This is a genomic window from Vulcanococcus limneticus LL, assembly GCF_002252705.1.
GTDB classification, from domain to species: domain Bacteria; phylum Cyanobacteriota; class Cyanobacteriia; order PCC-6307; family Cyanobiaceae; genus Vulcanococcus; species Vulcanococcus limneticus.
On record NZ_NQLA01000002.1, the window covers coordinates 33166 to 54650 of the forward strand.

15 protein-coding genes and 1 pseudogene are annotated in these 21485 nt (G+C 70.6%); 8 read left to right on the forward strand and 8 right to left on the reverse strand.

The annotated features are described in order from the left end of the window. Positions 1-64 precede the first annotated feature (64 nt). The 3 genes from CJZ98_RS01335 (at position 65) to CJZ98_RS01345 (ending at position 6621) form a co-directional block, all read left to right on the forward strand. Positions 65-2197 carry a putative bifunctional diguanylate cyclase/phosphodiesterase gene (locus CJZ98_RS01335; RefSeq protein WP_094587728.1) on the forward strand — a complete coding sequence of 711 codons (2133 nt, stop codon included), beginning with the start codon at positions 65-67 and terminating at the stop codon, positions 2195-2197. 238 nt (positions 2198-2435) lie between these two features. Continuing rightward, entirely contained in the window at positions 2436-3752 is a 1317-nt protein-coding gene (locus CJZ98_RS01340; protein ID WP_094587729.1) for an NAD(P)-binding protein, read from the forward strand. A 19-nt stretch (positions 3753-3771) separates the two neighbouring features. Beyond that, on the forward strand, positions 3772-6621 hold the full coding sequence (locus CJZ98_RS01345) for a bifunctional acetate--CoA ligase family protein/GNAT family N-acetyltransferase (RefSeq protein ID WP_094587730.1): 2850 nt from the start codon (positions 3772-3774) through the stop codon (positions 6619-6621). Here the strand turns inward: CJZ98_RS01345 and CJZ98_RS01350 are convergent. Continuing rightward, positions 6618-7598: a histone deacetylase family protein gene (locus tag CJZ98_RS01350; protein ID WP_094587731.1), complete on the reverse strand. Its 981-nt coding sequence runs from the start codon at positions 7596-7598 to the stop codon at positions 6618-6620. The two genes, CJZ98_RS01345 and CJZ98_RS01350, sit on opposite strands and share 4 nt — an antisense overlap. Before the next feature lie 386 nt (positions 7599-7984). Here CJZ98_RS01350 and CJZ98_RS01355 point away from each other — a divergent pair, with 386 nt between their 5' ends. Both CJZ98_RS01355 and CJZ98_RS01360 read left to right on the forward strand, forming a co-directional pair. Next, positions 7985-12640, forward strand: coding sequence for an EAL domain-containing protein (locus CJZ98_RS01355; RefSeq protein ID WP_094587732.1), 4656 nt, complete (start codon positions 7985-7987; stop codon positions 12638-12640). 377 nt (positions 12641-13017) lie between these two features. Continuing rightward, complete coding sequence (locus CJZ98_RS01360; protein ID WP_094587733.1) at positions 13018-13269, forward strand: DUF3136 domain-containing protein; 252 nt, start codon at positions 13018-13020, stop codon at positions 13267-13269. 353 nt (positions 13270-13622) lie between these two features. Here CJZ98_RS01360 and CJZ98_RS01365 read toward each other — a convergent pair whose 3' ends face one another. Next, positions 13623-13976 carry an RNA recognition motif domain-containing protein gene (locus CJZ98_RS01365; protein WP_094587734.1) on the reverse strand — a complete coding sequence of 118 codons (354 nt, stop codon included), beginning with the start codon at positions 13974-13976 and terminating at the stop codon, positions 13623-13625. A gap of 104 nt (positions 13977-14080) precedes the next feature. After that, positions 14081-14326: a hypothetical protein gene (locus CJZ98_RS01370; RefSeq protein ID WP_094587735.1), complete on the reverse strand. Its 246-nt coding sequence runs from the start codon at positions 14324-14326 to the stop codon at positions 14081-14083. A 162-nt stretch (positions 14327-14488) separates the two neighbouring features. Here CJZ98_RS01370 and CJZ98_RS01375 point away from each other — a divergent pair, with 162 nt between their 5' ends. Further along, the gene (locus CJZ98_RS01375) at positions 14489-15601 is read left to right on the forward strand and encodes a glycosyltransferase family 2 protein (protein ID WP_094587736.1); all 1113 of its coding nucleotides are present in this window, start codon (positions 14489-14491) and stop codon (positions 15599-15601) included. Positions 15602-15609: 8 nt separating this feature from the next. Here CJZ98_RS01375 and CJZ98_RS01380 read toward each other — a convergent pair whose 3' ends face one another. Together CJZ98_RS01380 and CJZ98_RS01385 are read right to left on the reverse strand one after the other, a co-directional pair. Further along, positions 15610-17673, reverse strand: a complete 2064-nt coding sequence (locus tag CJZ98_RS01380; protein ID WP_157910828.1) for a putative bifunctional diguanylate cyclase/phosphodiesterase — start codon at positions 17671-17673, stop codon at positions 15610-15612. Between the two features lie 73 nt (positions 17674-17746). Then, entirely contained in the window at positions 17747-18580 is an 834-nt protein-coding gene (locus tag CJZ98_RS01385; protein ID WP_232756099.1) for a mechanosensitive ion channel family protein, read from the reverse strand. Between the two features lie 200 nt (positions 18581-18780). Here CJZ98_RS01385 and CJZ98_RS01390 point away from each other — a divergent pair, with 200 nt between their 5' ends. Next, positions 18781-19083: a hypothetical protein gene (locus CJZ98_RS01390; protein ID WP_094587739.1), complete on the forward strand. Its 303-nt coding sequence runs from the start codon at positions 18781-18783 to the stop codon at positions 19081-19083. A 48-nt stretch (positions 19084-19131) separates the two neighbouring features. Here the strand turns inward: CJZ98_RS01390 and CJZ98_RS01395 are convergent, their stop codons facing one another. Both CJZ98_RS01395 and CJZ98_RS01400 read right to left on the reverse strand, forming a co-directional pair. Then, entirely contained in the window at positions 19132-19542 is a 411-nt protein-coding gene (locus CJZ98_RS01395) for a YccF domain-containing protein (protein WP_094587740.1), read from the reverse strand. 168 nt (positions 19543-19710) lie between these two features. Beyond that, positions 19711-19857: a chlorophyll a/b-binding protein gene (locus CJZ98_RS01400; protein WP_094587741.1), complete on the reverse strand. Its 147-nt coding sequence runs from the start codon at positions 19855-19857 to the stop codon at positions 19711-19713. A gap of 454 nt (positions 19858-20311) precedes the next feature. On the opposite strand from CJZ98_RS01400, the gene CJZ98_RS01405 reads away from it, so the two are divergent. Continuing rightward, positions 20312-21058: an AraC family transcriptional regulator gene (locus tag CJZ98_RS01405; protein ID WP_094587742.1), complete on the forward strand. Its 747-nt coding sequence runs from the start codon at positions 20312-20314 to the stop codon at positions 21056-21058. Here the strand turns inward: CJZ98_RS01405 and CJZ98_RS01410 are convergent. Next, positions 20974-21472 (reverse strand): annotated as a pseudogene (locus CJZ98_RS01410) (dienelactone hydrolase family protein). The gene CJZ98_RS01405 and the pseudogene CJZ98_RS01410 overlap by 85 nt on opposite strands. Positions 21473-21485: the final 13 nt, after the last annotated feature.

Consider the following 21485-nt stretch of genomic DNA (forward strand, 5'->3'; position numbering starts at 1 on the left):
CAAGCCCTGAGGCGCTGGCAGCGGCCTCTCCAAGCCCTACATTGCGGGTCTTGAGAAGCCGGTTGTGGCAGGTCCGGAGGCCCAGCTCGAGGTTGCCACGGCGGCGCAGGGCGTAGCCGGCGGCGCCCCCTGCGCCTTCCCCAGCCAGGCCGCCCTCTACCGCCATCTGCTGGACCTCGTCGACGGAGCGTGCACGATCCTCGACGCCGTCGGGGGCGCCATCGTCGACTGCAACGTCACCGCCCACCAGCAGCTCGGCTACACCCGCGAGCAGTACCTGGCGCTCCCCCCCTCTGATCTCCTGGCAGACCCGGCCCATGACCAGGCCTGGGTCGAAGCCGTGAAAGCGGACCTGCGCAAGCGCGGACGGCTGAGCTTCAGCACCAGCCTCCGGCATCGCAACGGCACCACCCTCGCCGTGGAGGTCCATCTGGAGCTGGTGCGCTGCGGCGGCCAGAAACTGCTGCTCGCCGCCGCCCGCGAACGCTTCCAGCTGCTGCGCATTAAGGAGCAACTCGAACTCTCGAATCGCCAGCTGCTCGAAGCCGAGCGGCTGGCCCAGCTGGGGAGCTGGCAACTGCGCAGCCTGCACGGGCCGATCACCTGGTCTCCCCAGATCGAGCAGATCCTCGAGTTCCCCGACAGCCGCCGCCCCCAGCTGCGCCTCTATCTCGCCCGGGTGCACCCCGACGATCGACCGGCGTTGCGGCAAGCCATCCGCCAGCTCGTCCAGGGGGGCCGTCCCCTGGAGCTGGAACACCGGTTGAAGCTTGCCGGTGGCAGACGCAAGGTGGTGGTGCTGCGCGCCCGCATCGAATCGGGCCGCCGCGGTCAGGCCGTCGGCGTGGTCGGCACCCTCCAGGACGTGACGGCCGCCAGCGCGGTGAAGGAGAAGCTGAAGCACACCGCCTACCGCGACGGAGTAACGGGCCTGCCGAACCGGGCCGCCAGCCATCGCCATCTGGAGCAGCTGCTGCGGGAGCTGCCCCACACCAGCAACCTGGCAACGATCTGTCTGGACATCGACGACTTCCAGGCGATCAACGACAGTTTCGGTATCGCGATCGGCAACCGGGTCCTTGAGGAGACCGGCCGCCGGCTGCGGAAACTTCTCGGACCGGCCGACTGGGTGGCCCGCACGGGCAGCGACGAATTCCTGGTCCTGAGCTCCCGGGTCCACAGCATCGGTGAGGCCCGCAGCCTGGCGGTGGAGCTGCAGCGCCAGCTGGCCAGGCCCCTGCCGATCCAGGAGCACCTCGCCGTCACCCTGGCCGTCACGGTTGGGGTGAGCGTGTGGCCGGAGCACGCCGGCGATCCGCTCGAGCTGCTGCAGCGGGCCAACACGGCCCTCACCGAGGCCAAGCAGCGGGGGCCTCGCCAGCTGGAGGTGTACTCCAACCTGATCAGCGCCCGCCTGCTCGTGCGCACCCAGCTGGAGCAGGAGCTGGCCCGGGCGGTCGATCGGGACCAGCTGCGGCTGGTGTTCCAGCCCCAGACCGACGGCCGCGGCGAGGTGGTGGGGGCCGAGGCGCTGCTGCGGTGGATCGATCAGCGGGGCCAGCCCCAGTCTCCCGCCAACTTCATCCCGTTGGCGGAGCGCACCGGCCTGATCCACGCCATCGGTCAGTGGGTGCTGGAGGAGAGCTTCCGTCAGCTGGCGGCCTGGGAGCGCCAGGGACTGACGCTGCCGCTGCTCTCGATCAACCTCTCCTCCATCCAGCTGCAGGACCCTGAGCGCAGCCTCGGCCGCTTCATCCACAGCTGCAGCCAGCAGCACGGCATCCAGCCGCAGCGGCTGGAATTCGAGCTCACCGAGACGGCGATCCAGCGCGATGCGGCCCTGGTGACCGAGCAGATGCAGGAGCTGGCCGGGATGGGCTTCAAGCTCGCCCTCGACGACTTCGGCACCGGCTACTCCTCCCTGGAAGTGCTGCACCGCCTGCCGCTGCACAAGCTGAAGATCGATCGCTGCTTCATCGATCCGCTGGTGGACCGCCACACCGACCGCAGCATCGTGGCGGCCACCATCGCCATGGCCCGCCAACTGGGGATGACGCCCCTGGCCGAAGGGGTGGAGAACGCCGGCCAGGTGGAGCTGCTGCTGGAGCTGGGCTGCGAACTGTTCCAGGGCTTCCACTTCGGCGGGCCCATGGAGGCGGCGGAGCTGGGGCGGAGGCTCGCCAGCCAGGGCACCTAGACCGGGCACCTCCCAGGCCGTCAACCGAGCGGCGCTCCGGCCAGCGGCAAGGGATTGGCGGAGCCCAGGCGAGTCAGCAGACCCTGATGCAGCCAGGTTCCCACGAAGCCGAGCGGCCGCAATGGGTAGCCCACGAAGTCCGACAGCAACTCAAGCGGATGCGGGAACACAGGCGGGTAGGCGGATTGGATCACCGTAACGAATCATTGCCATTCTGAGGGCCTGGGAGAATCGCTGCATGGTCAGCCCACCCGATCCGGCCACCGGCCCCGGCGGCATCCGCGACCCCGGCTCCCTCGCCGTGATCGGCGCCGGTGCGGCGGGCTGCGCCTGCGTCGCGGCACTGCGGCGCCAGGGCTGGGCTGGGCCGATCTCCCTGTGGGAAAGCGGCCGGGGCCCGGGTGGGCGCACCGCCACCCGACGCTCCCGCACGGACGCCGGCCTACGCATCGACCACGGCGCGCCCCTGTTCAACCTCACGACCAGCCCGCCGCCCGCGCTGCTGGAGCCGCTGCTGGCCGGCGGCTGGATCGAGCCGTGGACGGGCCCCATCGCCCAGCTCGACGGCCAGGGCCAGCTCCATCCCGGCGGCAGCGCCCCCCACGGCCTGGGCAGCCTCTACCGGGGCAACGGGGGAATGGAACACCTCTGTCGCGGTCTGCTGGAGCAAGCCGGAGCTGACGTGGAGATTCACTACGGCCAGCTGGTACGCCATCTGGAGATCACCCCGGAGCGGCGCTGGCGCCTGCTGGGCCCGGATCGCCAGCTGCTCAAGGAGGTGGACTGGCTGGTGCTGAGCGGCACCCTGCTGGCCCACCCCCGCAGCCGGCTGCTGCTCGACTGGACGGAGGTGCCCCTGGCCGCCGCCGCCCGCCGCCTGCAGGACGCCCAGCTGCAGCACGTGCTGGCGGTGCTCGCCTCGATCCAGTCGGAGGCGCGCAGCAACCTGCTGCTGCTGGTGCCCGCCGCCGCTGCGGCCCCCTGGCGCAAGCTGCCGTTCCGGCTGCTGGAGTTCTCGGAGGCGGCCCAACTGCGCTGGAACCTGTCGCGGCTGTCGGTGCAGCCCCTGGCCGATGGGCGCTGCGCCGTAGTGGCCCACTCCAGCGCCACCTTCGCCTCCGAGCACCTCAGCGTGTATGGCTCGCGCTCCTCGATCGCCAGCCAGCTGGGGGTGGCGCCGCGGCCCGAGCAGGAACAGGCCGTGATCGAGGCCCTCAGCGCCGCCCTGCAGGACACCCTGGGCCAGGCCCTGGGCCGCTGGTTGTCCAAGGCGGCCCTGCGCCGCTCCCTGGCGGGCGAGCGCCAGCTGATGCGCTGGGGCGCCGCCTTTCCCCGGCCCCCGGGCCTGCCGCTGGAGCTGGCCCTCTGCCCCGCCAGCCGGCTGGGTTTCTGTGGCGACTACGTGGCGGGTCCGGGCTTCGGCCGAGTGGAGGGGGCCCTGCGCAGCGCCGAGGCCCTGGCGGGCCGGCTGCTGGCCGCCGCCGCTGGGGGTTCGCCCGCCGCCGTCAACAACCATTGCGAGTCCAGCCGGGGCCCGGCGCCCTTGCTTGGCTGAGGCCGGCGCGCGGGGGTCGATGGCTGCGAACCGAGCACCAGCGCCCCAGCAGAGCGATCCCACCTACGACATCCTGCGCTCCCAGCGCCAGCCGCTGGCGGCCCTGTTCCAGCCGCGCACCGTGGCGGTGATCGGCGCCACGGAGCGGCCCGGCAGCGTGGGCCGCACCCTGCTCTGGAACCTGATCAGCCATCCCTTCGGTGGCACCGTGTTTCCGGTGAACCCGAAGCGCCACAGCGTGCTGGGCATCCGGGCCTACGCCGCCGTGGGGGAGATTCCCGAGCCGGTGGACCTGGCGCTGATCGCCACCCCTGCCGCCGGTGTGCCAGACCTGGTGAGCGCCTGCGCCGCAGCCGGCGTCAAGGCGGTGGTGGTGCTCTCGGCCGGCTTCCGCGAGGTGGGGCCCGCGGGACTGGCCCTGGAGATGGAGCTGCGCGAACGGCTGCGCCAGAGCCCGATGCGCCTGCTGGGACCCAACTGCCTGGGGCTGATGAACCCGCGCCTGGGGCTGAACGCCACCTTCGCCGGGGCCATGGCCAGGCAGGGCCACGTGGGCTTTCTGAGCCAGTCGGGGGCAATCTGCACGGCGGTGCTCGACTGGAGCCAGCGCCAGAACGTGGGCTTCAGTGCCTTCGTGTCGATGGGCTCGATGCTGGATGTGGGCTGGGGGGACCTGATCACGGCCCTGGGCGATGACCCCGACACCCACAGCATCGTGATCTACATGGAGTCGATCGGCGATGCGCGGGCCTTCATGTCGGCGGCGCGGGAGGTGGCGCTCACCAAGCCGATCGTGGTGATCAAGGGGGGCCGCACCGCCGAGGCGGCCCAGGCCGCCGCCTCCCACACCGGCGCCCTCACCGGCAGCGACGCGGTGCTGGAGGCCGCCTTCCGCCGCTGCGGCGTGCTGCGGGTGGATCGCCTCTCCGACCTGTTCGACCTGGCCGAGGTGCTGGCCAAGCAGCCGCGCCGCCCCGCCGGTCCCCGGCTCACGATCGTGACCAACGCCGGCGGGCCCGGAGTGCTCGCCACCGACGCCCTGGTGATGACCGGCGGTGAGCTGGCGCACCTGGCCCCCGAGACCCTGGCCCGCCTGAACGAGCGGCTGCCGCCCCAATGGAGCCATGGCAACCCGATCGACATCCTCGGCGACGCCGATCCCCAGCGCTACGCCGACACCATCGCCGCCGTCCTCGACGATCCCAACAGCGACGGCCTGCTGGTGGTGCTCACCCCCCAGGCGATGACGGACCCCACCGCCACGGCCCAGCGGCTGCGCCAGCTGGCGGCCACCAGCCAGAAGCCGCTGGTGGCCAGCTGGATGGGCGGCGACGAGGTGGCCGCCGGGGAGGCGATCCTCAACGGCACCGGCATCGCCACCAACCGCTACCCCGATGCCGCCGCACGTCTGTTCAACACCCTGTGGCGCTACAGCTACAACCTGCGGGGCATCTATGAGACGCCGGAGCTGCTGCCGGAGGCGGAATCCGATGGCCCCGGATCCGGCGGGCCCGGCGAGCGGCCGCGGGTGCGCCAGATCCTGGCCGAGGCCCAGGCCCAGGGCCGCCAACAACTCAGCGAGAGCGAGGCCAAAGCGATCCTCTCGGCCTACGCCATCCCCGTGGTGGAGACGCGCCTGGCCAGCACGGCCGAGCAGGCGGTGGCGGCAGCCGGGGCCATCGGCTACCCGGTGGTGGTGAAACTGCACAGCACCACCATCAGCCACAAGAGCGATGTGGAGGGCGTGCAGCTCAACCTGCAGGGCCCCGCTGAGGTGGAGCAGGCCTTCCTCGCCATGGAGCGCCGCATCGGCGAGGGCCAGGGCAGGGCGGCCTTCGGGGGCGTGACGGTGCAGCCCATGCTGCGGCTGCAGGGGGCGATCGAGCTGATCGTGGGCAGCAGCGTGGATCCCGAGTTCGGGCCGGTGATCCTGTTCGGCACCGGCGGCACCCTGGTGGAGGTCTACCGCGACAGCGCCGTGGCCCTGCCGCCGCTCAACACCACCCTGGCGCGACGGCTGATGGAGCAGACCAAGGTGTATGGCGCCCTGCAGGGGTCGCGGGGCCGGCCGGCGGCGGACCTGGCGGAGCTGGAGAAGCTGCTGGTGCGGGTGAGCCAGCTGGTGCTGGAGCAGCCGCTGATCCGTGAACTCGACATCAACCCCCTGCTCGTCTCCTGGACCCCAGGCGTCCAGGCCCGGACGGATGCTGCTTCAGCTGCAGAAGCCCCGACCGAAGCTCCGACCACGCAGCTGGTCGCCCTCGATGCCCGCATCGTGCTGGCCGACGCCGCCGGCGACAGCTGCGGGCTGCCCAGGCCGGCGGTGCGGCCCTACCCCAGCCAGTACGTGAAAACCTGGCGGCTGCGCGACGGCACGGCGGTGACGATCCGGCCGATCCGCCCCGAGGATGAGCCGCTGCTGGTGGCCTTCCACCGCACCCTCTCGGAGGAGAGCGTCTACTACCGCTACTTCCACATGATGTCGCTGAGCAGCCGCATCACCCACGAGCGGCTGGTGCGCATCTGCTTCACCGACTACGACCGCGAGATGGCCCTGGTGGTGGACCGGCGCGATCCCGAGTCCGGCCGCCACACGGTGCTGGCCGTGGGGCGCCTCAGCCGCAGCCATGCCAGCGCCAGCGCCGAGTTCTCACTGCTGGTGAGCGATCCCTACCAGAGCCAGGGCCTGGGCACCGAGCTGCTGGGCCAGCTGCTGCGCATCGGCCGCGACGAGGGCCTGGCGGAGGTGACTGCCGAGATCCTGCACGAGAACGGCGCCATGCAGCACGTCTGCCAGAAGCTGGGCTTCAGCCTGCACGGCACCCCGGACGTGGTGGAGGCCCGCATCAGCCTGCTGGAGCCGGCCTAGGTGCTGGGCTCCAGGAGCTCCGGCCGCTCCGGAGGCTCCAGCAGCGCCGCCACGTGGGCCGCCGCCGACCGGGCCAGACCGGCCAGGTCGTAGCCACCCTCCAGCACGGACACCAGCCGACCGCCGGCGTGCCGCTCAGCGATGCCCCGCACCAGCCGGGTCAGCTCCCCGAAGTCGACATCCAGCAGCAGGAAATCGCCCAGGGGATCGCCCAGGGCCCCATCGAAGCCGGCGGAGACGAGCACCAGTTCGGGCTGGAAGGCCTCGGCCGCCGGCAGCAGCTGGTCCCGCAGGGCCCCGAGCACCGCTGCCCGGCCGGAGCCCGGTGGCAGGGGGCAGTTGATCGTGAAGCCCTCACCTGGGCCACCGCCCCGCTGGCTCGCCGCCCCCGTGCCGGGGTAGAGGGGCCACTGGTGCACGCTGAAATAGAGCACGCTCGGATCATTCCAGAAGATCGCCTGGGTGCCGTTGCCGTGGTGCACGTCCCAGTCGACGATCAGTACCCGGCCGATGCCCAGGGCCTCCTGGGCGTGGCGGGCGGCGATGGCCACGTTGTTGAACAGGCAGAAGCCCATGCCCCGCTCCGGCTCTGCGTGGTGGCCGGGCGGCCGCACCGCCGCGAAGGCATTGGCCACCTGGCCCGCCAGCACCGCCTCCACGGCCGCCAGCAGACCGCCGGCAGCCAGCCTGGCCACCTCCTCGGAGTGGTCGCCCAGGGGCGTGTCGCCGGTGGAGAGCTGCTCGCGGCCGTAGGCGATGTCGCGCTGGACGGTCTGCAGGTAGCGGCGGCTGTGGCAGCGCAACAGCTCGGCGTCTGTGGCGGGCCGAGCCGGGATGGGCCTGCAGCGCTGGCGCAGGCCCGCACCCTCGAGGCCCTGGATCAGGGCCTCGAGCCGCTGGGGTGATTCTGGGTGGCCCGCCCCGGTGTCGTGCAGACCAAAGGCCGGGTCGAACACCAGGCCGGTGCGCTGGCCCATGGCCCGCTGCTCAGGCCGCCAGCTCGCTGGTCTGGAGGGAGTTCAGGTAGCGCTTGCGCTGGCCCGAGGCCCAGGGCTCATCGAGAACCACCAGGGTGTGACCGGAGTGGATCACACGAGCTGGGCTGGCACTGGAACTCCGTTCGCTGGTAGTGGCGCTCGACGTGGACTTTGAAGTGGATGAGTTTGTAGTGGATGTAGGCGTAGACGTGAACGCGGAAGACAGGGGGCCGCTCTGCGGCGCTGCTGGTAACTGAGCCATAGGTGGACCCTAGGCCGATTTCCAGGAAATTCAGTATCCGCCCACACGCTGTCGCAGTCGGGGGGAACACGGGCCGGCGCGGGGCTGCAGTGCCGATGGCTGGGGCCGCCAGGTCCTGTCTACGGTGAACTTGCCCCCCGAGGCCTGGATGCCGCAGAGCCCGCCGCCGGCCACCCCCCCCGACACCGCCGCCCAGGACCCGGGCCGCCAGCTCGTGGCCATCGGCTCCTCCGCCGGCGGCCTGGAGGCCCTGCAGGATCTGATCGGCAGCCTGGTGCCCAGCGGCCGCGTCTCCTATGTGGTGGCCCAGCACCTCTCGCCGGAGCACCGCAGCCTGATCGTGGAGCTGCTGTCGCGGGCCACGGGCCTGTCGGTGGTGCAGGCGGTGGATGGGGCGCGGCTGGAGCCCGATGTGATCGTCGTGGCGCCCCCCAACCACGACGTGACCGTGCTGGCTGACCGGCTGCGGGTGGTGGAACCCAAGGGCCGCTTCGGGCCCAGCCCCAGCATCGACCTGCTGTTCGAATCGGTGGCCGAGCACTGGGGCAGCCGCGGCGTGGCCGTGGTGCTCTCGGGCACGGGTTCCGATGGGGCCCACGGCCTGCGCTCGGTGCGGGCGGCCGGGGGCCTCACGGTGGTGCAGACGCCGGAGAGTGCCAAGTTCGAAGGCATGCCCAAGGCGGCGATCGCCCTGGGCGGCGCCGATCTGGTGCTCGATGCCCGCGCCATCGGCCAGCGCCTGGCCGACCTGGTGGCCGGCGGCGGCGACTGGGTGGGCCACAGCCTGCCGGCCCCCCGGGCGGAGCTGCTGCAGGACGTGGTGGGCCGGCTCAAACGGGTGGTGGGGGTGGACTTCTCCCGCTACAAGCCCTCCACCCTGCGGCGCCAGGTGCAGCGGCGCATGGCGATCCGCCAGGTGAGCAGCGTGGAGGACTACCTGCCCCTGCTGGCGGCCGACGCCGACGAGGCCGTGGCCCTGGCCCACAACCTGCTGGTCAACGTCACCGCCTTCTTCCGCGACCCGGAGTGCTTCGAGGCCCTCGCCGACCAGCTGCGCCTCTACATCGCCCACAAGGGCTGCAGCGAGCAATACCGGGTGTGGGTGCCGGGCTGCGCCACCGGCGAGGAGGTGTACACGATCGCGATGCTGTTCAGCGAGCTGCTGGACCATCCGGTTCACCTGGCCCACCAGCTCAAGATCTTCGGCACCGACCTCGACGAGGGCAGCCTGGCGACCGCCCGCCGCGGCCTCTATCCCCTCGCTTCGGCCCAGGCGATTCCACCACGGCTGCGGCAGAGCTTCTTCAGCGAGGGCAGCCAGGGGATCGAGATCCAGGAGGCGATCCGCGAGTGCGCCGTGTTCGCCCGCCACAACGTGACGGAGGATCCGCCCTTCCCGCGGCTGGACCTGATCTCCTGCCGCAACACCCTGATCTATTTCACGGCGCCGCTGCAGGAGCAGGTGCTGGCCCTGTTCCGCTACGGCCTGCTGCCCGGCGGCCTGCTGATGCTGGGCAGCTCCGAACTGCTGGGCAATCGCACGCCGGGATTCGCCAGCGCCGACCAGGAGCATCGCCTCTACAGCCGCACCGCGGAGAACCCACGCGCCAACCTGCCGACGATCAGCGGACCCTCGGCCCGCAGCGGCCTGAGCGCCACGCTGCTGCCACCCCTGCCGGCCGCCAGCCGCATCGCGATCATCCGCGACAGCGTTCCCGAGCAGCACACGGCCCTGCTGGAGGCCCTGGTGCGCACGGTCTGCGCCCCCTGCCTGGTGCTGGATGAGGCCCACAACCTGGTGGAGGTGGTGGGGGATGTGTCGGCCTACTGCCGGGTGCCGGAGGGGCGGATCACCACCGCCGCCGGCTCGTTCCTGCGGCCCGAACTGCAGGTGGAGGCCCGCACCCTGTTTCTGATCGCCCGGGCCGACGGGGTGCCGATCCAGAGCCGGGCCCTGACTCTGCCCGGCCTGGAGCGGCCGATCCGGCTGGAGGCACGGCCGCTGCCGGTGGGCGATCGCGAGCTCACGATCCTCTCCTTCCTCACCGAGCCGGAGGGCCCCGGGGCCGGCGCTACGGCGACGGGCGGGGCCGGGCCCGGCGGCCAGCCGGCGCGGGTGCTGGAGACAGACAGCTCCTTCGGCCGCGAGATCGAGCGGCTGGAGCGGGAGCTGCTCAGCAGTCAGGACTGCCTGCGCCGCTCCCTGGCCGAGCTGGAGACCGCCAACGAGGAGCTGGAGGCCTCCTCGGAGGAGCTGCAGGCCTCCTCGGAGGAACTGCAGTCGTCGAACGAGGAGCTGGAGGCCGCCAACGAGGAACTGCAGGCCACCAACGAGGAGCTGGGCATCCTCAATGCCGAGCTGCGCCAGCACAGCGAGGAGCAGGAGCTGCTCAACAACGACCTGGAGAACATCCAGGCCTCCCTCAACCAGGGCATGGTGATCGTCGATCAGGAGCTGCGGGTGACCCGCTACTCGCCCCTGGCGGTGCGCATCTTCGCCCTGGTGCAGGGCGACCTCGGCCAGCCCCTGATCGGCATCCCCACCACCCTGCCGCTGCCCGGCCTGCAACCGGCCCTGGAGTCGGTGCTGGCGGGCGGGCCGCGGGTGGCGATCGAGGCCAGCGGCGAGGGCGGCGCCTACCTGGTGCAGGTGCAGCCCTACCTGGAGCGGGACGGCCGCCGCCGCGGCGCGATCGTGACCCTCACCGACGTGGGCGAGCTGGTGCGGCTGCGCACCGCCGCCGAGGCGGCCCTGGCGGAGTTCACCAACCTCACCAATGCCCTGGAGGAGGCGGTGTGGAAACGCGATGGCGCCATGCAGCGGCTGCTCTATGCCAGCGCCCGCATGGCCAGCCTCACCGGCTGGAGCGCCGCCGAACTGCAGGACCAGCCCGGCCTGCTGGACGGGCGCATCGATCCGGCGGACCGGGAGCAGGTGCGGGCGGCACGGGAGAGCGGCCAGCCCCGCTGGGCGGTGCGCTACCGGCTGCAGCGCCGCGACGGCCAGTGGCTGTGGCTGAACGAGGTGGCCACGGTGGTGGGCGAAGGGGCGGAGCGCTGCGTGGTGGGCACCCTGGCCGATGTGAGCCCGCTGCAGGCGGCCGAGGCCCGGGCCCTGGAGATGGCCTCGATCTTCGAATCGGTGTTCCGCACCCAGGTGTTCGGCGTGGCGGTGCTCAACGGCCAGGGCCGGGTGGTGATGGCCAACGGGGCCTTCTGCGAGCTGGTGGGCTTCAGCGCCGAGTCGGTGGTGGGGCTCTCGCTGGAGCGGCTGCGGGTGCCGGTGGCACCGACGCCGGAAGCGGACGGAACGGACGCCCCCGAACCGCCGCTGCGCGATGGCCTGCGCGAGCTGCAGCTGCGCAGCCACAGCGGCCGGCTGGTGTGGGTGACGGCGGAGACCCACCTGCTGCACCAGCCCATCGGCGACACGGTGGCGCTGCTGGTGGTGCAGGACGTGACCACCCTGCGCGAATCGACCCAGCTGCTGGAGCGCCAGGCCCGGTTCGATGCCGCCACCGGGCTGTTCAACCGCAGCACCTTCACCGACACCCTGCAGCGGGAGATCAGCCGCTGCCAGCGGGACCAGAGCCAGCTGGCCCTGGCCTGGGTCGACCTCGATCACTTCAAGGAGGTCAACGATCAGTACGGCCACGACGCCGGCGACGTGGTCCTTCAGACGATCAGCGACCGCCTCCAGCAGGTGGTACGCGGCCAGGACTGCGTGGGCCGCCTCGGCGGGGACGAGTTCGGCATCGTCGTCTCGGGCTACGACGGCATGGGCGAGCTGGAGTCGATGCTGGAGCGCGTGATGGCGATGCTGCGGCAGCCGATCGCCATCGCCGGCGCCGAGGTGCTGGTGGGGGGCAGCGTGGGGATCAGTCTCTATCCCGACGATGCCGGGGAGCTGGAGGGGCTGATGGGCACCTCCGATGCCGCGATGTATGCGGTCAAGGCCGCCGGCGGCGACGCCTTCGCCTACTTCACGCCCCAGATGAATGCTGCCGCCGAGGAGCGGCGCCAGATGCAGCAGCAGATCGCAGTGGCGATCGGCGCCGGCCAGTTCGAGCTCCACTACCAGCCGATCCTGGGCGTGGCCGATGGCCAGGTGTGGGGGGTGGAGGCGCTGCTGCGCTGGCGCCGCGACGGGGCCAGCGTTGCCGCCGGCGACTTCATCGCCTTCGCCGAGGAGAGCGGCCTGGTGCGCCAGTTCTCGCCGCTGGTGCTGGGGCTGCTGCGGGCCGACCTGGCGCGCCTGAAGGCCAGCGGCGCGGACGCACTGCGGGTGAGCGTCAACCTGTCGGTGCGGCAGCTCCAGGATCCCGACCTGGCCAACCAGCTCGCTCCAGGCTCGGAACCGTCAGCGCTGGCGGGCCTTGTGCTGGAGGCACGGGAGAGCGTGTTCCTGCCTGAACACGCCCACGCCCTGGCCACGCTGCAGCGGCTGGGCCGCCAGGGGGCCGAGACCTGCATCGACGACTACGGCATGGGCTACTCCAACATCCGCCTGCTGCAGGACCTGCAGCCGCGCTACGTCAAGCTGAACCACCACTTTCTGCAGGGCTGCGGCGGCGATGCCCAGGGCCGGCGGATTCTGCGCTCCGCCACCGACATGGGCCACGCCCTGGGGGCCTCAGTGGTGATCGAAGGCATCGAGACCGCGGCGCAGCGGGAGCTGGCGGCCGAGGTGGAGGCCGATCTGATCCAGGGCTACCTGCTGGCCGAACCGATGCCGATCGAGCAGCTGCTGGCCTGGCTGGCGGAGCGCCCATGCAGCTGACCTAAGCTAGGGGTTCGGCAACAGGTTCCTTCTCCGGAAGCCTTGGCCCACCTGCTCCCGCGGTCCCACCGCGTTGCCACTTCAAGCTGCGCACCCCTGAGGTCCGGGTTCGCATCGTGCCGTCCCAGAGCCATGGGCCGCAGCCGATCCCGTCTACTCCCAATCCGCACGTCCTGCCAAACAGCAGGTCCAGCCAAACGGCGCCTGCTGCCCAACGGCGGTGTCCAGCCTGCAAGCCCTGGCCTGCAGCCCCAGCCCCTCCAAGCCTTCAGCACCAGCTCCATCGGCCTCGGCCCGGCCCCCTTGCGGCTGTGGCCCTGGCCAGGCCCCTGCCAGGCCCCACCGCCTGCCGACTGCGAACCCCTCGATCGAAACCCATGAGCGAACAGCCTTCCCTGACGATCGGTGAACTCGAGTCGAAGTACTACCTCTACCGGCGGGCCATGAAGATGCTGGTGCAGGAGGGCCGTGGGGCCACCACGATCCAGCGCACCCTCTGCTGGAGCCGTCTGGCGACCCTGCACCACTGCCTGCCCCGGCGCTACAAGTCCCCGGACCACATCCTCAACCAGGTGCGGCGCGAGGTGGAGGAAGAGCAGGCCACGGCCCTGCTGGTGGCCGAGGGCTAAAGCCAGGCCACGGGGGCCGTTCCGACCTCGCGGGCTGGCCTCCTCGGTTGGGTGCATAGACGCGCTGTCCCCAGCTCCCCGGCCGCAGCGCCCCAGTCCCCGGTCGGTATCGCCTGGGGCTCACGCGCAAAAAAACCGCCCCCGGATCGGGGACGGTTGAGGAGGGTGCCGACCTGAATCGGGCACCCGGAATCCAAGCAGAACTTGGTTTGGGCTGTTGGATCCGCAGTGAGCGGACCCGTTCAACTGAGTGGGGCAGGAACTCGGTGGTTCCCGAAACTCAGTGGTTCCCGAAACTCAGTGGCTTCCGAAACTCGGTAGCTCAGCAGCCCAGGGGCTAAGTAGCCCGGAGCTCAGTAGCGGTTGCCGCCGCCACCGCCGCCGTAGCCACCACCGCCACCGCCATAACCACCGCCGCCGCCGCCGTAGCCGCCGCGACCACCGCCACCGCCGCCGCCGCCACCGGTGCGGGGCTCAGCCTTGTTGACACGGATGTTGCGGCCCATCCACTCCACATCCTGGAGGTCGCTGATCGCCTTGTCTTCATCGGCCGCATTGGCCATGTCCACAAAGGCAAAACCGCGCTTGCGACCGGTGTCACGGTCGAGGGGAAGGGTGCACTTGCTCACCTGGCCGTACTCGGTGAACAGGTGTTCGAGATCGGCCACTTCGGCATCGAAGGACAGATTCCCAACGTAAATTGTCATGAACTGGAAAACTATGAACCGACTCGTCGACAGCCCTGAAGAAAGTTGCGAGCTAACTGGAGAGAAATCTATGAATCGCCTTACAAACTAGCATGGGGCGAGCCTCAGTCCAGCTTGACCACGTCCACGGGCCCCTGGCCGAGCCGGTTGAGCTCCTCGGCAGCCCGCAGGGCCGCCTCGTGGGTGTGGAAGCGGTGGGCGGCCAGGGCATCAGCCACATCCTCCAGGTGCTGGTCCTCACCGGCGATGGCCAGGAATGTGCCGGACTCCAGGCGCGTGAGCACGTAGTGCTCGGCCTGGGTGCAGTCCATGGGGTGGGCGGGATCGATCTCGGGAGCCCAGAAGTGCATCGCTCCAGTGCGGCTGCAGATCCAGGCTAGGGACGATCGGCTGGTGTGCCGCGGTTTGGCTGCAGTGCCGGATCAGCTGTCATGCCGTGGCGTGGCGGCTAGGAGTCCCGGCCCCGGCGGCGCTCCTAGCCTTCGGAACACAGCGTCGGGATGGAGTCCTCCATGGGACTGGTGGAGATCTCCCTGCTGGTGCGCTGGCTGCTCGGCTGGTTCCTCTGCCTGCGCATGCCGGCCCTGCCTGAGGCCCCCAACCCGACAGGGGGACTGTCCTTGGAGGCGCGGCGCGGCGCGCTGCGGCTGTCGGTGCTGATCCCAGCCCGCAACGAGGAGGGAACCCTCCCCCACCTGCTGGCGGCCCTGGCCCGGCAGAGCCTGCAGCCCCTGGAGGTGATCGTGATCGACGATCACTCCAGCGACGGCACCGCCGCCGTCGCCAGCGGCGCCGGTGCCCTGGTCCTGCAGGCCCCGCCGCTGCCGGCCGGCTGGTGCGGCAAGACCTGGGCGCTGCACCACGGCGTGCTCGCCAGTGGCGGCGAGTGCCTGGTGTTCCTCGATGCCGACACCGTGCCCGGCCCCCGCTTCCTGGAACACCTGCTGGCGGCCCAGCAGCGGCTGGGAGGGCTGGTGTCGGTGCAGCCGTTCCACCGCACCGAGAAGCCCTACGAGCAGCTCTCCCTGCTGTTCAACCTGGTGGGGCTGATGGCGGTGCCGCTGGGGCCCAACGTGGGCGTGGCCTTCGGGCCGGCGATGGCCACCAGCCGGGCCGACTACCAGCAGAGCGGCGGCCACGCGGCCGTGGCGGGCCAGGTGGTGGAGGACTGGTTCCTGGCCCACCTCTACGAGCGGGCCGCCCTGCCAGTGAGCGCCTTCATCGGCAGGGGCCAGATCGAGTACCGCATGTATCCCGGCGGTCTGCGGGACATGGTGATCGGCTTCAGCAAGAACTTCGCCACCGCCGCCGCCGAGGTGCGCTGGCCCTGGCTCCTGGGGGTGCTGCTCTGGATCTCGGGCCTGTTCTGGGCCGCCTGGTGCCTGCCGGCCGCCCTGCTGGGCTGGCCCCTGGTGGGCAACCCCGATCCCTGGCTGAACGCGGCGATCTACGGCGCCTTCGCCCTGCAGCTGGGGGTGCTGTCGCGGCGGGTGGGGAGCTTCGGCTGGATCAACCTGGTCTTCCCGATCCCGGTGCTGTTCTTCCTGGGGGTGTTCCTGACGGCAATCCTCAACCTGGAGCGCGGCACAATCGAGTGGAAGGGGCGTCAGATCCCCACGCGCTGACCACCGGCCTACCCAGGGCCAGAGGTCCAGTCAGCAAGGGGAGCGGGCCGGCCGAACAGGTAGCCCTGGCCCACCTGGCAGCCCATGGCCAGCAGCAGTTGGCGCTGCCCTTCGGTCTCGATGCCCTCGGCCACCACCAGCAGGCCCAGCTCCTTGAACACCCGCACGAAGCCGCGGATCAAGGTGGCGCAACGAGGGTCGTCGTCGATCTGGCGGATGTACGACTGGTCCAGCTTGACGATGTCCACCGGCAGCTGGCTCAGCCAGGAGAGGCTGGAGTAGCCGGTGCCGAAGTCGTCGAGGGCGATGGTGACGCCCGCCTGCTTGAGGACCGAGAGATCGTGGAACGCCTGGGCGTGCTCCCGCAGCAGCACCGTCTCGGTGACCTCGATGCGCAGGCCGGCCAGATCCACGCCGGTGCGCTCCCGCTGCTCGAGCAGCTCCTGCACCAGCGTGGCCGTCTCCAGGTGGTAGGGACTCACGTTGATCGACATCTGCCAGGACTTGCCCTGGCGCTGCCAGTCCCGCAGGGTGTCGATGGCGCGGGAGAGCACCCAGCGCTCCATCGGCACGATCAGGCCGGTGCGCTCGGCCATGGGAATGAAGCGATCCGGCGGGATCAGATCGCCGTCAGAACCCTGGAGGCGCACCAGGGCCTCGGCCCCGAGGATCGTCCCGTCCTCCAGGTTCACGATCGGCTGGTAGTGGAGCAGCAGCCGATCGTGGCGCAGGCCCTGCTCCAGCTGCTGGCGCAGGCTCACGCTCGCCTGCACCGCCTGATCCACATCGGCGTCATAGACCGCCACCCCGTCACGGCCGGCCACTTTCACCTGATACATGGTGAGATCAGCGCGGCGCATCAGCTCCTCGGCCGAGGTGCGGCCGTGGGTGCTCATCGCCACCCCCATGCTCATCGACAGCGACAGCTCCTCCCCGCCATGGCGCCAGGGCTCCGCCAGGCAGGCCTGCAGGCGCTGGGCCAGCTGCACCGCATCGTCCTCACTGGCCATGGTCTCCACCAGCACCACGAACTCATCGCCACCCAGGCGGGCCAGGGTGTCATTGCTGCGCAGCACGGTCTGGAGGCGGCGCGTCAGTTCGAGCAGCAGGGCATCGCCGGTGGCGTGGCCGTAGCGATCGTTCACCTCCTTGAAGCGATCCAGATCGCAGAAGATCAGCGCCAGCAGGCCCGGACGGCGCTGCAGCCGGGCCAGGGCCAGATCCAGCCGCTCGGCCAGGCCACGCCGATTGGGCAGACCGGTGAGCGGATCACTGAGGGCCTGCTGGGCGAGCGCCTGCTCGCCGGCGCGGCGATCCGACACATCCCGCTGCACCGAAACCCAATGGGTGAACCAGCCGTCGCTGTCGGCAAACGGCGCCACCTTGAGCTCAATCCAGTACGGATTGCCGGCGCGGTCATAGTTGAGTACCTCCATGGTGGGGGACTCCCAGCGCCGCAGGGCCGCGCCGAACTCCGCCGTGACGGTGTGGTCGGTGTCAGGCCCCTGGAACAGCCGCGGGCTTCGGCCCAGCACCTCCTCGCTGCTGAAACCCGTCTCGCGCAGCAGGGTCTCGTTGGCGTAAACAATGATCGGGCCCGGCCGGTCCATCGGCTCGGCCAGGGTGATCAACAGGGCGTCCTGGATCGTGTTGAGCAGGCCCTCGAAGAGCCGCAACCGCGGTTCGGTACTGGCCTCAGCCGCCGCCTGGGCCAGCAGGCCCACCCCCACGCCATCATCGGTGCGGAACAGGCGCAGATTCAGCTGGCCCTGGGGCGACGGCAGATCCAGATCGAGGGGACCCTGCTCCAGATCGTCACGGTGGGTGGCGATCAGGTCGGCCAGCTCGGGCCACACCGCCGGCAGATGGGCCTGCTCCAGCTGCCCGGCGTGGCTGCCGAACAGGGCCCTTGCGGTGCGATCCAGGTGCAGCACCGCAAGGGCGTCCGACACCAGCACCAGACCATCGCCCGGCAGCAGCAGGAAGCCGTGGCGTGAGGGATCCCAGCCGCGGCGGATGGGGGTTGGCGGGCGGGGTGTGATGGCGTGGGGATCAGGCGGTTGGGAAGCCACGTTGGCTGGCCCATCTGATGGCACGGGCCCCAGATGCGTGCGCCCATTCTGAGGTCTGGTCCGCTAGGACCGCTCAGGCCGGCGTGCCACCCGTCCCCAGAGCTGCGGCGGCACCGGCGCCCACGGCCGGTGAGCCATTCACGGCCACCGGGATGCTGGGCACCGGGAAGCCGTGGCGCCCCAGCACATCCACGATCAGGCGGTTGGTGTCGAAGTAGACCTGCCAGTAGTGCTTGGTGTGGGTGTAGGGGCGAACGGCCAGGCGCGGACCGCGCTCGCTGAACTCCAGGATCTCCACATCGGCGGGATGGCCCTCGGACTGGTTGGGGATCGACTTGAGGGCGTCCTTCAGCAGGGCAATGGCCTGGGGCACATCGGCCTTGTTGTCGAGCTGGGCCACCAGGTCCACCCGGCGGAAGGGATGGACAGAATAGTTCTGGATGTTGTCGCCGAACAGCTTGCCGTTCGGAATGATGTTGCGCACATTGTCAGGCGACTGGATCGAACTGACAAACATGCCGATTTCCTCAACTGTGCCGGTGACGCCGGCGGCGCTGATGAAGTCGCCCACGCTGAAGGGGCGGAACACTTGCAGGAAGACACCCGCGGCGAAGTTGCCGAGCATGCCGCTCCAGGCGGCGCCGATGGCCACGCCGGCACCGGCGAGCAGGGCGGCGAAGCTGGTGGTCTGGATGCCGAAGAAGCCCAGGATCGCCACCACGAGAATCACCCGCAGCACGGCCCCCAGCACATTCAGCAGATAGCTGATGACGGTGGCATCGAGGCTGCTGTGCACCAGGCTGCGGCGCAGAATCCGCAGGGCAAGCTGAATCAGCCAGCCGCCCACGATCCAGAGGGCGATCGCCCCCACGAGTTTGAATACGAAGGGAACAATCGTTTCGGCCACGATCGTGGGCGCACTGTCCAGCACAGAGAACTCCTCTTGAGGTAGAGCTATCTGAACCGCTGCGACGGGACCTTGTCAACTCGACCACAAGGGACCCTGACTTGGTGTAATGCCGCAGCTGGGCTCCCTAGGATCGGCGACGGCGTTGCGGCGCCGGATCGATACCCAACTCCCTCCTCGCCCCTGCTGCGCCCTCGCCCATGGCTGATCTGAAGCGCCTGGCTGTTCTGCCGCTGCCACTGTCACTGCCACTGTTGTCAGTGGTGGGGCTGGCCGCGCTGCTGGGGCCCCAGCCGGCCCGCGCCGGCCTGGGCGACAAGCTGCAGCAGTGGATCGATCGGCCCGGCTACCAGCGCAGCCAGTGCCTGGCCCTGCAGGAGGGCCGCCTCAGCTATCAGCAGGGCCTGGTCAAGCTGGGGATCGAACCCAGCACCCGCGCCAACGCCCACCTCTATGCGCTCTGCCGCGAGGTGGGGGCGCCCTTCTTTGCCAGCGGCGGCTGAGATCTGCGCCAGCTGACGGCAGCGGAACCCCGTCGTCGCTGGCGCCGCCTACCGGCTGCTCTCCAGTGGCACCACCGCCATGCCCACCGGCGCCAGGGCAATCAGGGCCAGCTTGAGGTGCTGGATGCCGAAGGGGATGCCGATGATCGTCACGAAGCAGGCCAGGGCCGAGCTGAGGTGGCCTATCGCCAGCCACCAGCCGGCCAGCACGAACCAGATCACGTTGCCCACCAGGCCCAGGGGGCCGGTGCCGAGATCGCCACGGCCCCTGAGCTCGCGGCGGCTCACCGCCTCCTGTCCAAAGGGCCAGAAGGAGAAGTTGCCGATCACGAAACAGGCCCGGGCCCAGGGCAGTCCCACGATCGTGATGGCGGCCACCAGCCCGGCCAGCCACCAGCCCAGGCCCATCAGCAGACCGCCGCAGACGAACCAGATGACGTTGGCGAGAAAGCGAAGCATGGGGGCGGCGGGCCTGCGCTGAGGATCAGCGTAGGAAGGCCAAAGAAGGCCGCCCAGTGGGAACCGTACCGGCCGGGTGCGCAGAACCCGCCAAGACAAAAGCCGCCTGCGGAGCGGAGGCTCCTGCAGGCGGCTTGGGGGGTGGGCCGCTCAGGCCCAGGGCCGGATTCAGCCGAGGCCGATCTGGGTGAGGATGCCCTGGCCGGTCAGCAGCTCGGTGCCCAGGCCGATCACGAAGCCGAGCATGGCCAGGCGACCGTTCCAGGTTTCGGCGAAGGCCACGAAACCGAAGCGGGAGGAGGTGGAGTCAGCCATGGAGGAGGTGGGTTACGAAACTTGAAGTGAGCGTAACACCTTGTTAAGACGGCGGGATGTGTCCGTCGATGCCGTTGGGCCTTGGGCTTGGGTTCCGGGGCCGTACCGGCTAGCGCGGCCTGGCGAGCTGGGGGGGGCGGAGGGTGCCTGGTGCCCCGCGGCAGTTCCCCCCAGTGCGGGAGACAGCGTGGATTTGGAATGGGCCCTGCGATCGCCTGGGGCACCGTGCGCATGGTGCTGATCGTGGTGGCAACGGTGGTGCTGCTGCCGCCAGGTGGCACCCAGCGCAAGCCCTGAGGCCCAGGTAACGGCGCAGGTCAGCAGCGGGCCCCGCTTCATGGGGGAATGCAACGACTGGTTTGGCTCCATGACATTGGGATTCACGGGCCACCGGGCTTGGCTATTCAGGCTGTGGATGGCCCTGCCAACCCCGGCGGGCCACGGGAGAAGCGCCATGGCACCAGGCCCCACCAGCAACCGCTCCAGCGGTTCCCGGCCGAGCGGCTCGCGCGCCGGTGGCACGCCGGCCAACAGCTCCCGCTCCAGCGGGACGCGCTCCAGCGGCGAGCGCAGCAGCGGCGGCCATGGCCGCTCCCTCGGCTCGGGGGCCGGCCAGCGCGGTCCAAACGAGGCGCCCCGGGGCCCGGCCGGGGACAGCCCCACCGGGGACGGCGCCGGCTGCGGGGCAGAACCCAGCCGGCGCCGCAGCCAGGAGATCGTGGCGGGGGCTACCCGCTACTTCGAAGCCCACTACGGCGAGCCGATCGCCCCCACCGACGTGGCCCGGCACCTCGGCATCTCCGAGAGCTGCCTGGCAAGCAGCTTCGATGAGTGCCGACGCCGCACGCCCTTTCAGGCCCTGGAGAGCTTCCGGCTGGCCCAGCTGTTCCAGCGCGTGCGGGAGCACCCCACCGACTCCCTGGCGACCCAGGTGCGCCAGTGCGGCCTGCCAGCGCTGGCCCGCACCGATCGCCTGTTCGAGGCCAACTTCGGCATCGGCCTGGCCCCGTTCCGCCACACCAGCCGCCGCGCCGCCGAAGACCGGGCCTTCCGTATCGAGCATCCCGGCCCGGAGGACCTGGTGGTCCCCCCGGACGGTGGCCGCCTTGGCGGGGATCAGGCCACCCCGTTAGCGCGGAACCAGGCCAGCAGCCGCTGCCAACCCTCGGCGGCCTCCCGGGCTCGGAAGGTGGGCCGGTAGTCGGCGTGGAAGCCATGGGGCGCCTCGGGGAACACCACGATCTCGCTGCGGCTGCCGGCGTCCTTGAGGGCCTGCTGCATCCGCCTCACCGACTCCAGCGGAATGCCGACGTCCTGGCCGCCATAGAGACCCAGCGTTGTGGGCCGCGTAGAGCCAGGTGATCCGACCGCCCCAGCAGAAGCCCGTGATGCCGAGCCGTTGGGTGTCACCGCCCCCCTGGCGGCCGGCCCAGACCAGCGTGGCATCGAGATCCTTGAGCACCTGGGCGTCGGGCACCTGGGCCACCACCGGCAGGATCGCCTCAATGCTGGCTAGGGCGCTCACATCCCCCTGGCGCTCGAACAGGCTGGGGGCGATGGCCAGGTAGCCGGCGCGGGCCAGGCGGCGGCACACGTCCTGGATGTGGGCGTGCACACCGAAGATCTCC